The following is a 13,897-nucleotide window of genomic DNA, read 5'->3' on the forward strand; positions in this document are numbered from 1 at the left end:
ATGGCCGACATCGTTTTCCGTAATGTGACAAAACGCTATGGCGGCACGCTGGCCGTCGACGATGCGTCGTTCGCGGTGAACGACAACGAGTTCTTCTGCTTCTTCGGGCCGCCGCTGTCGGGCAAGTCGACGATACTGCGCCTGGTGCTCGGGCTGGAAACCCCGGACGCGGGCGAGATCCTGATCGGCGGAAAGCCGGTCAACACGGTGNCTGCGCCTGGTGCTCGGGCTGGAAACCCCGGACGCGGGCGAGATCCTGATCGGCGGAAAGCCGGTCAACACGGTGTCGCCGGCCGAGCGCAACGTCGCCATGGTGTTCCAGAATTTGGCGCTGTTTCCGCATATGAGCGCGCGCGACAACATCCGCTTTCCGCTGGTCGAACGCCGGGTCGCCGAAGCCGAGATCGAAAAGCGCGTCGCCGATGTCGCGGCCAAGCTGCATATCGGCCATATCCTGCACAAGCCGCCGGCACAGCTTTCCGGAGGTGAGCGGCAGCGCGTGGCGATTGCCCGCGCGCTGGTGCGGGATCCCGCCGCCTATCTGATGGACGACCCGATTTCGGCGCTCGACGCCCGGCTGCGCGAGGAGACGCGGGTCGAGCTCAAGCGCATCCAGCGCGAGCTCGGCAAGACGCTGATCTATGTCACGCACGACCAGGAAGAAGCGATGTCGGTCGCCGACCGAATGGCCATTCTGGAGAACGGCAAGATCAGGCAGATCGGCGCGCCGGCCGAGATCTATGACCGGCCGGCCAGCACCTATGTGGCGCGGCTGCTCGGGTCGCCGATGATGAATATATTGAAGTCGGTGCACGGCGCGGAAGGCGTGGAGGCGGCGGAAGGCACGATCCGCGTCGCGGACAAGGCTGCGCCGGCCGATGCCGTCGAGATCGGGCTCAGGCCGGAAGACATCAAGGTCAGGTCTTGGTCGGGTGGAATGCCGGAGGGGGGCGCGGGCCGCCCGGCGCGAGTGTTCGAGGTCGAGCCGCTCGGCGGCTACACCGTTGTGACGCTCGCCGCCGGAAAGACGCGTCTGCGGGCGCTGTTACGCGGCCAGCCGGACATCAGGCCGGACGCGATGGTAGTGATATCCTGCGAGCCGGGCAGGGTGCATTATTTCGGACAGAGCGGGGGAGCCTTGGCACGATGACGGCGGCTGCAAGGAACGAGCTTCGGGAGGAACATATGGCAAGCCAAGAAATGGTGGGCAACGGCTTCGAGCCGGACGTTAAAGTCCGCACCAGGGAATACAGGATCGGCTGCGTCGGCGCCGGCATGATCATGGCCGAATGTCACCTTGCCGCCTACAAGGAAGCCGGTTTCCCGGTGGTGGCGATTGCCTCGCGGACCAAGGCCAGCGCCGAGAAAGTCGCCAAACGCTGGGATATCCCAACCGTCCACGACACGCCGGAACAGCTCATCGAGGACAAGAACGTCGAGATCATCGACCTTGCCTTTCCGCCGGACAAGCAGCCGGCACTGATCCGTCATGCTCTGAAGCAGGCACATATCAAGGCGATCCTGGCGCAGAAGCCATTGGCGCTGTCCCTTGAAGAGGCCGTCAAACTTCGCGACGAGGCGGCCAAGGCAGGCAAGATCCTCTCGGTCAACCAGAACATGCGTTACGACCAGTCGATGCGCGTCTTGAAGCAGATCATCGACAGCGGCGCGCTCGGCGACATCGTTTTCGCCCAGATCGACATGCATGCGATCCCGCACTGGCAGAGCTTCCTCGAGGACTATGACCGGCTGACGCTCGCCAATATGAGCGTCCACCATCTCGACGTATTGCGCTTCCTGTTCGGCGATCCCTTGGAGATCACCACCCTGACCCGCAAGGATCCGCGCACCCGCTTCGATCATTCGGACGGCATCACCGTGTCGACGATAAAGTTCCCGTCGGGCGTGCTCGCCGTATCGCTTGAGGATGTCTGGTCCGGTCCGCGCCAGGAGGGCTACAAGGACGACCAGCACATCAACTGGCGCGTCGACGGCACCAAGGGCGTCGCCAAGGGCACCATCGGCTGGCCGACAGGTTCTGCCTCGACGCTGACCTATGCCTCGACCGAGACCACCGGTGGTGAATGGGTGACGCCCAGCTGGGACACGATGTGGTTCCCGCATGCCTTCATCGGCGTCATGGAGCAGCTCCAGCACGCGGTCAAGACGGGCGAGCCGCCGGCGCTGTCCGTCGCCGACAACGTCAAGACCATGGCGCTGGTCGAAGCCGGCTACCGCTCCATCGACAAGGGCCGGACCGTCAAGCTTTCCGAAATCTCGATCAACTGAAACACCGGACGACTGAATCACTTACAGGGAGGACTTCACACCATGATGCAGGCAGGTATTTTCACGGGTTATTTCCCGTATGGCCTCAAGGAAACCGCGCAGAAGATCCGTGCGCTCGATTTCAACACCGTGCAGCTCGACCTGCATTTCAGGGATATCGACCTTTCCGCCGGACAGATCACCAAGGACAAGGCCAAGACTGTCCGCGATACGTTCCGCGACCACAATCTGCCGATCTGCTGTGTGTCGGGCTACACCAACATCATCCATCCGGACCTGGGCGAGCGCGAGCGGCGCGTCGGCTATTTGAAGGAGATCATCCGCAACGCACGCCATTTCGGCACCCCTTACGTGATCTCGGAAACCGGTACCTACAACACCGAGTCCGACTGGGTGCATCACCCGAAGAACAAGACCGAGGAAGGTTTTGAGGAATGCCGCAAGGTCATCGCCGACCTTGCCCAGACCGCCTATGACCACGGCGCAGTCTTCCTGCTCGAAACCTATGTCAACAATGTCGTCGGTTCGGTCGAAGAGACGGTGAGGATGTTCGCGCAGATCGACCACCCAGGCCTCGGCCTGCTGATGGACCCGACCAACTATTTCGAAACGCACAACATCGACAGGATGGACCAGATCCTGAACCAGGTGTTCGACACATTGACCGACAAGATCAAGATTGCCCACGCCAAGGACGTCAAGCGTTCCGGCGGCGACAAGTCGGAAAAGCACGCAGACATCGGCGACGAGGACGCGCTGGAGAGCCACACCTTCCGCGGCGTCGGCGAGATCGAGCTGCCGGCGCCCGGCCTCGGTTCGCTGAATTACGACCTCTATCTCAAGCGGCTGGCCGAAAAGCATCCGAACATCCCGGTCATCATCGAGCATCTTTCGGAAGACGACGTGCCCCGTGCCAAGAAATTCCTCGACGGAAAATTCCGCGCCAACGGACTGTGATGGCGCGGTTCGGCTACGAAACAAGGGAGGAAGAGAAATGTTGAAATTCGCGTTGAAAATCGCTGCCGCGGCGACGGTTCTCGCCGGTGTTGCGCTGGGTACGCCGGCGCTGGCGCAGGACGCCCAGAAGACGTTCTACCTGCTGTCGCATGGCGGCCCGTCGGATGCCTTCTGGATCGACTGGAATGCCGGCGCCACCAAGGCCTGCGACCAGCTCAAGGTGACCTGCAAGATCTCGTTCAGCGGCGGCGACATGGCGGCGCAGAAGGAAGCCTTCAACTCGGCACTCGCCGCCAAACCGGACGGCATCGCCACGACCTCGGCGCAGCCCGGCCTGTGGACCGAGGAGGTCAAGGCAGCCAAGGCGGCCGGCATCCCGATCGTGTTCTTCAATACCGACGATCCGGCAACCGGCCGGCAGGCCTATGTCGGCGCCGACCTTAAGGAAGCCGGTGTCATCTGGGCGAAATATCTGGTCGACCACAAGATGGTGAAGCAGGGCGACAAAGTGTTCCTGCCGGTCGAAGTGCCGGGCGCCAGCTACCAGCAGCTCGAGACCGAAGGCATTGCCAGCGTCTTCGATCCGCTCGGCATCAAATATGACGTGGTCGATTGCGGCACCGATCCGGCCGGCATCATCGCCAAGATGACCGACTACATGGTTGCCAACAATCCGCCGGCAATCATCGCGCTCGGCGATTCCGTCGCGGCCAGCGTCAAGCGGGTGTTCGACGGCGCCGGCGTGCCGGCCGGCAAGATTCCGGTCGTCGGCTGGGGCAATTCGAAGGAAACCGCCGAGTCAGTCAAGTCCGGCTTCATCAACGCGGCTGCCTGGCAGTTCCCATCGGCGCAGGGCTTCATGCCGGTGGCGCTGCTCGGTCTCGCCGCCGCGGGCGAACCGATCGGCTACGACATTCACACGTTCAGCCTCTACGACGCCTCGAGCGTCGAACCGATCCTGAAACTCTACAACAAATGATTGAAACTGACGCTCGCCGCGCAGGCGGCGAGCGTCACCCTGGCGTATGGTTCGAACTGTCATGACAATTGCCGCAGAAGAGGAAATGCCGCGTGCCAAACGCAGGTCGAGCCTGATGCGCTCGCCGCAGTTCTCTTCGCTCGTCATCCTGATCGTCCTGCTGGCGGTGTTCGCGATCGCCGACGCGAATTTCCTGTCGCCGCTCAACATCTCCAACATGATGGCGTTCCTGCCCGAGCTCGGCATCATCGCGCTCGGCATGACGCTGCTTCTGACGGCGGGCGAGTTCGACCTTTCGGTCGGTGCCGTGTTCGGGCTGGCGCCGGTCGTCGTCATGCTGCTGGTGCAGAACGGCGGGTTTGATATTGGCGTCGCGCTGTTGGCCGGCCTGCTGCTCTGCATAGCGATCGGTGCGATCAACGGCCTGATCGTCACCAAGATCGGGATCTCGTCCTTCCTGGTGACACTGTCGATGTTGCTCGTCGTGCGTGGGGCAGCGCTTTACATCACCCAAGGCTTTCCGCTGAAATCCTGGAACCAGCCAGGCTTCTTCGTGACGCTGCTGGCCGGCAGCTTCAATATCGGAACGTTCCGTTTCTATACCTCGCTTTGGTGGTTCATCGGCCTGTCGCTACTGGCGATCTATGTGCTGCACTACGCCAAGCTCGGCAACTGGATCAGCGCTATCGGCTCGAACCGTAACGCTGCCGTGGCGCGCGGCGTGCCGGCCGATGCGGTCAAGATCTGGCTGTTCATCCTGACCTCGGTGCTGGCCGGTCTCGCCGGCATGATCAGCGCCTTCCGCATCTCTGCCGCCTCGCCGGTGGCCGGCACCGGCTACGAGCTCGAAGTGATCGCCATGGTGGTGGTCGGCGGCACTGCGCTGACCGGTGGGCGCGGCACCATCCTAGGCACCATCGTCGGCGCGCTGATGCTGCGCAGCATCCGCAACGGCATCGTGCTGATCGGCGTGCCCGGGCTCGCCTATAACATCTTCGTCGGCGTCATCATCCTTGCCATGCTCATCCTGCACGCTTTGCTGCAGAAGAACGCCGCCAGGAGCTGATCATGGAAGTGCTTCGGCTGCAGAATTTGCAAAAATCCTTCGGCAGCGTCCGCGCCCTGAAGAGCGCCTCCTTCACGCTCAACGAGGGCGAAGTGGTGGCCTTGCTCGGCGACAACGGCGCCGGCAAATCGACATTAATCAAGGCGATCTCCGGGGTCTTTCCCGTCGATCGCGGCGACATCTATGTGCGCGGCCAGAAGGTCTCCATCCGCTCGACGCGCGACGCGATGGATCTCGGCATCGAGACCATCCACCAGGACACCTCGCTGGCTCCCGATCTCAGCATCGCGCGCAATCTTTTCCTTGGCCGCGAGCCGGTCAATCTCAAATGGCTTGGCGTGTTCGCGCCGCTCGATCTCGCTCGATTGCGCGATGCTGCGTCGGCTCTATTGAAGCGCGTCGGCATCTCGAAGAAACTCGACGCCGATGCGCTGGTTAGCACGCTGTCAGGCGGCGAGCGTCAGTCGATCGCCATCTCCCGCGCCATGCAGTTCGCCGCCAAGGTCATCATCCTCGACGAGCCGACCAACAATCTCGGCGTCGAGGAAACGCACGGCGTGCTGCGCTTCGTCAAGGAAGTGCGCGACGCCGGCCACTCGGTGCTTTTGATCACCCACAACATCCATCACGTCTTCCAGGTCGCCGACCGCATCATCGTTATGCGCCGCGGCGAGATCGTCGCCGAGCAGACGGTCGCCGGCACCGATCTGCTGACCGTGGAAAGCATCATCACCGGCGCCGACATGTCGGCCCTGCTCAAGGAGACGAGAGCGAAGTGAAGGACGGGAGCAAAGTGAAAGAACTGGCCGTCACATGGTAGAGCTTTACGGCAAGACGCTGTCGCGCCGGCAGGTCTCGGAACGCTCGGGCATGCTGTCGCAGTTCGCCGGCGTGCGGCTGATGACGCTTGGCGACGGCGTCGAGCGCGGCATCCGCATGCTCGAATTCCGCACCGGCTCCGGCCTGCGCTTCACCGCGCTGGTCGACCGGGCGCTCGATATCGCCGATTGCGATTTCAGGGGCCAGGCGATCGGCTGGCACTCGCCGAGCGGTTTTCGCCATCCCGGCCTGCACGAATATGAAGGCGAGGAGGGATTGGCGTGGGCGCGGTCGTTTTCCGGCCTTCTGCTGACCTGCGGCCTCGACCATATATTGTTCATGAACGAAGTACCGGCCGATACCTACAACTACCCGCCGAAGACGATGGTGCGCCATTCGCTGCACGGCCGCATCAGCACCATCCCGGCGCGGCTGACCGGCTATGGCGAGACCTGGGACGGCGACCGCTGCGTGTTGTGGGCCGAAGGCATCGTTCAGCAATCGACTGTATTCGGCGAGGATCTGCACCTGCTGCGGCGGATCGAGGCCGATGTCGGCGGCAACGAGATCCGGCTTTCGGACCGTGTCGTCAATCACGGTTTCAACCGTACGCCGCATATGTATTTCTACCACATCAATATCAGCCATCCGGTGCTCGACGAAGGATCGCGCTACCTGGCGCCGATCCGCGACGTCGTCTGGGCGGGCCATGCCGGCGAGCGCTATGAAGTGCAGAAGGTCGGCTACCGCACGGTGCCGGCGCCGCAACCGGGATTCAAGGAACAGGTCTGGCAGCACGAGCTCGGCGCCGACAGCGCCGGCGAAGTGCCGGTCGCGGTGGTCAACGACAGGCTCGGCCTCGGCTTGCAGGTGGTCACGCGCAAGGACCAGTTGCCTTGCGCCTATCAATGGCAGAATTTCCAGGCCGGGCAGTACGCGCTTGGCATCGAGCCCTCGACGCATCATGTGCTGGGAAATCTGGCCGCGCGCGAACGCGGCGAGATGATCTGGCTGGAGCACGGCGAGAGCCGCTCCTACGATGCCGTGTTCCGGGTTCTCGACGGCGCCGGCGAGATCGCCGATGCGGAGAGCCGGATCGCGGCAATCGCCAGGCAGCCGCGAGAGGACTACCCGCAGCCGTCGGGCCGTTTTCCTGTTCTTGGAGGCAGGTCGTGATAATGGCGAACAAGATACGGGACACCAGTTGGGAGGCTGGCTCCGGCCGGAGCGGGGAGGGCTCGCGGCAGATCGGGAATCGGAGGTCACAATGGCTGGCACGGTAAAGCGCGATTACAGCCTGGTCGGCGAAAGCACGCGCAGGGCGATCGAGACGGGACTGGCCTCGGCGGAGTGGTACCACACGGATGTCCCTCGCAAGGCGATCAAGGAGCTAATGCAGCGCTCAGACGGCCCGGCGATCCGCGACACGATCATCTGGATCGTCGCCATCCTCGGCTCCGCCGCCGGCGCCATCTATTTCTGGGGCACCTGGTGGTGCGTGCCGTTCTTCTTCGTCTACGGCGTGCTCTACGGCTCCTCCAGCGACTCGCGCTGGCACGAATGCGGCCATGGCACTGCCTTCCGCACGCGCTGGATGAACGATGTCGTCTACCAGATCGCCAGCTTCATGCTGATGCGCAACCCGGTGACTTGGCGCTGGAGCCATGCCCGGCACCATACAGACACGATCATCGTCGGCCGCGACGCCGAGATCGCCGTGATGCGCCCGCCGGACCTTTTGCGTGCGGCGCTGGCTTTCACCGGCATCCTTGATTTTCGCTATTCGCTTCCGGCGCTGGTACGCCAGGCGCTCGGCAAGCTGACGCCCGACGAGAAAAGCTACGTTCCCGAGATGGAACAGCACAAGGCCGTCATCGCGGCGCGCTGGCATATTGCCATCTACATCGCCACGATAGCACTCGCCCTCTACATGCAGTCGTGGGTGCCGGTGGTGCTCATCGGCGTGCCGCGCCTCTACGGCACCTGGCACATGGTGATGACCGGCCTGCTGCAACACATCGGTCTGGCCGACAACGTCGTCGACCACCGGCTCAACACCCGTACCGTGTACATGAACCCGATCAGCCGGTTCATCTACTGGAACATGAACTACCACGTCGAGCACCACATGTTTCCGATGGTGCCCTATCACGCGCTGCCCAAGCTGCATGAATTGATCAAGCACGATCTGCCGGAGCCGAACCCGTCGATATGGCATGCCTATCGCGAGGTCTGGCCTGTCCTGCTCAGGCAGCTCAAATACGAGGATCATTTCCTCAAGCGCGAACTGCCGCCAACGGCCAGGCCCTATCGTGGCGAGTTCCACGAAGTGAACATGTCGGCGGCGGCTGAATAGGCACCGCACCGGCGCCATGCAGAAAATTTCAGGAGAGATATAGAATGGCCGATTGGGTCGAAGCGTGCGCCGTGGACGATGTCGAAGAGGAAGATGTCATCCGCTTCGACCATGGCGGCCGCACCTTCGCGATTTACCGTTCGCCGGACGATGAATTCTTCGCCACCGACGGGTTTTGTACGCATGAGAAGGCGCATCTGGCCGACGGGCTTGTCATGGACGACATCATCGAATGCCCCAAGCACAATGGCCGCTTCAATTATAAGACCGGCCAGGCGAAGGGCGCTCCCGTTTGCGTCAATCTCGCGACCTATCCAGTCAAGGTCGAAGCTGGCAAGGTGATGATCCAGATCGCCTGACCGGCCTTCTGTCACGTAGCAAAGGGGACCAAAATCCATGAGCCGGAAAAGACCGACCGTCGCAGACCTGCGGGCCATGAAGGGCAAGCGGCAGTTGACCATGCTGCGCGTGCTGACGATGGACGAGGCCGAGGCCGCCGAACGCGCCGGCGTCGATATCGTCTCGGTGCCGCCGGAGCTGGTGCTCAATCCGCAATACCGCGATGCGGCACCCAGCCTGTTCACCATGCCGGGCGAGAATTTCTTCGAGATCGGCACCGCCGACGATTTCGTCCGCTGGGCGTTCCGGCTCTACAAGGCCAGCGCCGATGCGGTCTACTGCAGCGCCGGGTACGCCACCATCAAGCGGATGGCCGACGATGCCATTCCGGTAATCGGCCATGTCGGCCTCATCCCGTCACGCGCCACCTGGACCGGCGGCTTCAAGGCCGTCGGCAAGACCGCCGACACCGCCATGCAGGTGTTCGAAGCGGTGAAGCAACTGGAGGCCGCCGGCGCGATCGGCGCCGAGATCGAAGTGGTGCCGGTCGAGGTGGCCAAGGCGATTTCGGAACGCACGTCGCTGATCATGCTGTCGATGGGAGCGGGCACCGGCTGTGACGCGCAGTATCTGTTCGCCGACGACATCCTCGGCCAGAACCGCGGCCACATGCCTCGGCATTCCAAGGTCTATCGCAATTTCGCCGCCGAATACGATCGCCTGCAGGCCGAACGCATCGCCGCCTTTTCCGAATATGTCGCCGATGTGAACAGCCTGGCCTATCCCGAAGACAGGCACGTCGTGCACATGGACCCGGACCAGCTCAGCCTGTTCCTGGAGAAGATCGAAGCCGCATAAGACGCCCCGGCAGCGGCACAAAGCGTCATCGCGGATCGTAAAAGGCCGGTTCGGCGCCAGGGCCAGGTCATCGCATGGCCGGCTGCGATGCCACACGAAAGTTTGTTGGACCAGGTCTGGACGGCACCGGCCAGATGCTGTTGAAACCGGTGCGTCATCGGTTTGCCGGACAATTGTGCGGTTGCCGATGGAGCGGGTGAAAATTCCCCTTCGGACAGTTCTGTGCATGACCGCCATTCCCGAAAACAAAGCCTTGCCCGAAACCGCGCCGGCGGCGCGGCAAGCCCGGCGGGTGGCGCTGATCGTCGCCGTCGCCTTCTTCATGCAGCTTCTGGATTCGACCATCATCTCGACCTCGCTGCCGCAGATGGGAGAATCCTTCGGCGTGCCGGCGGTGGCGATGAGCATCGGCATCACCGTCTATATGCTGACCATGGCGGTGTTCGTGCCGCTGTCCGGCTGGCTTGCCGACCGTTTTGGCGCGCGCAACATCTTCCTCGTGGCGATCGCCCTGTTCACGCTGGCCTCGCTCGTTTGCGGCATCTCACAGAACCTGGCCGAGTTCGTCGTCGCACGCGCGGTTCAGGGCCTGGGCAGCGCGCTGATGACGCCGGTCGGCCGCATCCTGGTGCTGCGCAACGCGCCGAAATCCGAGCTTCTCAACGCCACGGCGCTGATCACCTGGCCGGCGCTGTTTGCGCCGGTGGTCGGGCCGGTGCTTGGCGGCTTCATCACCACTTATCTCTCCTGGCACTGGAATTTCTTCATCAACATTCCGCTTGGGGTTGCCGGTTTGGCGCTGGTTGCCCGCTTCATTCCTGGGGACCGCGAAGCTGGGGCCAAGCCGCTCGACTGGCCGGGCTTCCTGCTGACCTCGGTGGGGCTCGCCGCGATGCTCTATGGCCTCGAGCGCATCGCGCATCCGCAGGAGGGTGTGTTGCCGACCGTGGCACTGCTCGGCACGGGCATTTTGGTCGGCTGGCTGGCGGTGCGGCATCTGCGACGCGCCAACCATCCGCTGCTCGATCTCACAGCTTTCAAGGTGCAGACCTTCGCCATCTCGACGCTGTCGGCCGGCACGATCTTCCGGATCGCCATCAACGCCACGCCATTCCTGCTGCCGCTTTTGTTCCAGGTCGGCTTCGGCCTGAGCCCGGTCGATGCGGGCATGATGATCCTGACCTATTTCCTCGGCAATCTCGGCATGAAGGCGGTGACGACGCCGACGCTGAGGCGCTTCGGCTTCCGTTCGGTGCTGATCGTCAACGGGGTGATCGCTTCCTTGTCGATCATGGCCTGCGCGGCGCTTTCGCCGCAGACGCCGCAAGCGTTGGTGGTGGTGCTGATGCTGATCGCCGGCCTTTCGCGCTCGATGCAGTTCACCGCGCTCAACACGCTGGCCTTCGCCGATGTGGCCTCACAGCAGCGCAGCTCGGCGGCGACATTGTCCAGCATGCTGCAGCAGGTGGCGATGCTGTTCGGCGTGGCGGTGGCGGCGGCGCTGCTCAACCTGTCACAGATCGCCAGGGGCGCGGCAGCGCTCGATCTCGTCGACTTCCGCCTTGCCTTCCTGGTGATCGGCGCAATCGGTCTCGTCGCCTCGTTCCGCTTTCTCGCATTGTCGAACGCTGCCGGCGCCGAGGTCTCGGGCCATGTTTCGCGGATTTGACGCGGGAATCCAGCGGCGATCGCGGACATAAATTCTGCCTGCTTCGCTCGTTGTGGAACAAACTTTTGCGAGCGCTCCGATCGGCACGGTTAATTGCAAAAGTGCTTGAGTTCCTGGCATTGCGCCAGCCTCGCCAATCGGCGCGTCCAACCGCAGAATTTCCTCGCAAGCCGGCCTGCAATGCGCGGATTCATTTGACGAATTGGTCTTGAGCCGATTAGCTTTCGTTCCGATGGCCGCAGAGGGAGCAGGGCGTAGCCATCGCGGGTGAAAGCGGGCAATGAACGCGACCGGCTGGCTAAACTGGAGAAGCCTGAACCAGGAGGGCATTGTCTTTGCCATCGCGGTTGTGCTGTTCATTGCCGCCGCCATCGGACTGCCCGGGTTTATCAACTCGAACAATCTCGTTGCCATCGTACGCTCGGTCTCGGTGCTGGGCATATTGGCGCTTGGCATGGCGGTCGTCATTATCGGCAGGGGCATCGACCTGTCGGCGGTGGCGATCATGGCGATGTCGGTCGCGTGGTATCTGCAACTGCTGAATTCGGGAACATCCGACGGGCTGGCCTTCGCCTATGTGCTCGCTGGCGTTCTCGCCATCGGGCTGTTGAACGGAATCCTGGTCGCCTACGCCGAGGTTCCGGCGATCTTCGTGACGCTGGCGACCGCATCCTTCGTCTTCGGCTATGTGCGTTCACAACTGATCACGCAGGACGCCGTGCCGGTGCCGCCCGGCCATTGGGTCGAGCTTCTGGGCGGGCTGCGTTTCCTCGACATCCCGGTCGAGGTGTTTGTCTTCGCCGGGCTGGCTTTCGCCTTCTTCCTGTTCCTGCGCTACACCAAATGGGGCCGCTACGTCTATTTCGCCGGTGACAACCCGGTCGCCGCGCGCAACATCGGCATTCCAGTGCGCCCGATGCTGGTGCTGCGCTACGTGCTGTCGGCCCTAGTCTCGCTGGTGGCCGGCCTGCTCACCGCCGCCAGCCTGCATTCGATCAACACCCGCATCGTCAATTCCACGCTGCTCTACGACATCGTGCTGGTGGCGGTGATCGGCGGCATCGGTCTGTCTGGCGGGCGGGGCGGGGTGCGCAACGTGCTGGTGGGTGCCGCGCTGATTGGCATCCTGCTCAACGCCATGACCATCATCGATATTCCGCTGCTCTATCAGAACCTGATCAAGGCCGCGATCCTGCTGGCGGCGATCATCGTTGATGGGTTCATCAATCCGCGCGATGAGCAGACCGCGCAGCAAGGCGACATTTAGATTGACGCGAACGGTTGGGGCCGGCCGCGAACGACATACCAAACCAGAGGATGTGACATGAAAATCATCAGGACATTTATGGCTGCCGCGGCAGCGCTTGCCGTCTCCGCCTTCCTGGCGCCAGGCTTCGCCGCCGAAGATCCGGGTCCGGCCGCCTATTCGCAAGCACTCAAGGGCAAGCGCGTGATGCTGGTACCGATGGCGATGGGCTTCGACCTGGCACAGGGCTGGGCGCATTACCTGAAGACGGAGGTCGAGGCCTGGGGCGGCGTGTTCGAGACGCGTGACCCGAACTGGGTGGTCGATGCCGGCGCGCAGGCGATAACCGACGCAATCTCGTCGGACGCGAGGCCGGACGTGCTGATCATCCACTCGCCGGACCTCAACTCCTATGCCAAGCTGATGAAGAAGGCGCAGGCGGCCGGCACCTATGTGCTTTTGGTTGACAATCCGGCGAACTTCCCGGCCGATGCCTTTGTCGGCAGCGACTGGGATCGCCTCGGCCAGCTGGAAGCCGAAGCGGCGATCAAGGGTTGTGGGCCGAACTCCTCCAAGAAGATCGGGCTGGTGCAGGGCGACCAGGCCAACTCATCGAGCCTCTACCAGTATGCCGGCATCATGAAGGTGCTGGACAAGAACCCCGACTTCAAGGTCGTGGCCAAGCCGGACTCCAACTGGGATGCGACGACCTCGCGCAACGTGACGACGACGATGCTGCAGCAGAACCCCGACATCTGCGCCATCATCGATTTCTGGGATGGTGACGCGACCGGCGCATCTGCTGCGATCCGCGATGCCAAGCTCGAAGGCAAAGTCTTTCTGGTCACCACCGGCGGTGGCGAAAAGACCGCCGACTGCGACAAGCTGCAGGACGGCACCTATGGCGCGGTGGTGATGACCGACCTTGCCCGCCAGTCGGGCGACATGAACGCCGTCATCAAGTTCCTGTTGCAGAGTGGCCAGCCGGCCGGCACCTCGCACACCTACATCTACACGCTGGAGAAGGCGACGACCAAGGCCGACCTCAAGCCGGACAGCTGCTGGGACTTGAAAGCACTGCAAGCCCAAGCTGCGGCCAAGTAGGCCGGCTTTCCTGAGCTTGGCGCTGCCCCTCATCCGCCTGCCGGCACCTTCTCCCCGTATAGTGACGGGGAGAAGGGATACGCTCCAACGCTGGCGACCCCCTCTCCCCGTCTCTATACGGGGAGAGGGTAAGGGTGAGGGGCAGCGCAAACCTGAGGCGATTGTTCTGCGGATAGCCCGGCCTCTTTTTCCCTTTTCTCTCGAATAGCAGCAAC

At 62.9% G+C, this 13,897-nt stretch carries 12 protein-coding genes and 1 pseudogene; all 13 read left to right on the forward strand.

Features of this window, described 5'->3' with window-relative positions; all coding sequences use genetic code 11:
* The 13 genes and pseudogenes from X773_RS78985 to X773_RS49440 all read left to right on the forward strand — a co-directional run bounded on the left by X773_RS78985 (position 1) and on the right by X773_RS49440 (position 13,682).
* Positions 1 to 1,150, forward strand: a pseudogene (locus X773_RS78985) (ABC transporter ATP-binding protein).
* A 50-nt stretch (positions 1,151 to 1,200) separates the two neighbouring features.
* Entirely contained in the window at positions 1,201 to 2,289 is a 1,089-nt protein-coding gene (locus tag X773_RS49385) for a Gfo/Idh/MocA family oxidoreductase (protein WP_023675779.1), read from the forward strand.
* Positions 2,290 to 2,331: 42 nt separating this feature from the next.
* Positions 2,332 to 3,246, forward strand: coding sequence for a sugar phosphate isomerase/epimerase (locus tag X773_RS49390; protein ID WP_023675780.1), 915 nt, complete (start codon positions 2,332 to 2,334; stop codon positions 3,244 to 3,246).
* A gap of 37 nt (positions 3,247 to 3,283) precedes the next feature.
* Positions 3,284 to 4,225: a substrate-binding domain-containing protein gene (locus X773_RS49395; protein ID WP_023675781.1), complete on the forward strand. Its 942-nt coding sequence runs from the start codon at positions 3,284 to 3,286 to the stop codon at positions 4,223 to 4,225.
* 61 nt (positions 4,226 to 4,286) lie between these two features.
* Positions 4,287 to 5,291, forward strand: a complete 1,005-nt coding sequence (locus X773_RS49400) for an ABC transporter permease (protein WP_245274659.1) — start codon at positions 4,287 to 4,289, stop codon at positions 5,289 to 5,291.
* Complete coding sequence (locus X773_RS49405; protein ID WP_023675783.1) at positions 5,288 to 6,070, forward strand: ATP-binding cassette domain-containing protein; 783 nt, start codon at positions 5,288 to 5,290, stop codon at positions 6,068 to 6,070. The genes X773_RS49400 and X773_RS49405 overlap by 4 nt, the downstream gene beginning before the upstream one ends.
* Before the next feature lie 34 nt (positions 6,071 to 6,104).
* The gene (locus tag X773_RS49410) at positions 6,105 to 7,286 is read left to right on the forward strand and encodes an aldose 1-epimerase family protein (RefSeq protein ID WP_023675784.1); all 1,182 of its coding nucleotides are present in this window, start codon (positions 6,105 to 6,107) and stop codon (positions 7,284 to 7,286) included.
* A 91-nt stretch (positions 7,287 to 7,377) separates the two neighbouring features.
* Entirely contained in the window at positions 7,378 to 8,466 is a 1,089-nt protein-coding gene (locus X773_RS49415; protein WP_023675785.1) for a fatty acid desaturase family protein, read from the forward strand.
* A gap of 44 nt (positions 8,467 to 8,510) precedes the next feature.
* Complete coding sequence (locus tag X773_RS49420) at positions 8,511 to 8,825, forward strand: MocE family 2Fe-2S type ferredoxin (protein WP_023675786.1); 315 nt, start codon at positions 8,511 to 8,513, stop codon at positions 8,823 to 8,825.
* Positions 8,826 to 8,862: 37 nt separating this feature from the next.
* On the forward strand, positions 8,863 to 9,663 hold the full coding sequence (locus X773_RS49425) for a 3-methyl-2-oxobutanoate hydroxymethyltransferase (RefSeq protein ID WP_023675787.1): 801 nt from the start codon (positions 8,863 to 8,865) through the stop codon (positions 9,661 to 9,663).
* A 226-nt stretch (positions 9,664 to 9,889) separates the two neighbouring features.
* Positions 9,890 to 11,332 (forward strand): DHA2 family efflux MFS transporter permease subunit, encoded by a 1,443-nt coding sequence (locus X773_RS49430; protein ID WP_023675788.1) that lies wholly within the window; start codon positions 9,890 to 9,892, stop codon positions 11,330 to 11,332.
* Positions 11,333 to 11,612: 280 nt separating this feature from the next.
* A complete protein-coding gene (locus X773_RS49435; protein ID WP_023675789.1) occupies positions 11,613 to 12,599 on the forward strand; it encodes an ABC transporter permease in 987 nt (328 codons plus the stop codon).
* A gap of 57 nt (positions 12,600 to 12,656) precedes the next feature.
* Positions 12,657 to 13,682, forward strand: a complete 1,026-nt coding sequence (locus X773_RS49440) for a sugar ABC transporter substrate-binding protein (protein WP_023675790.1) — start codon at positions 12,657 to 12,659, stop codon at positions 13,680 to 13,682.
* Positions 13,683 to 13,897 lie beyond the last annotated feature (215 nt).

Origin of the sequence: Mesorhizobium sp. LSJC280B00, assembly GCF_000502835.1 — a bacterium.
In the GTDB taxonomy this organism is placed as follows: domain Bacteria; phylum Pseudomonadota; class Alphaproteobacteria; order Rhizobiales; family Rhizobiaceae; genus Mesorhizobium.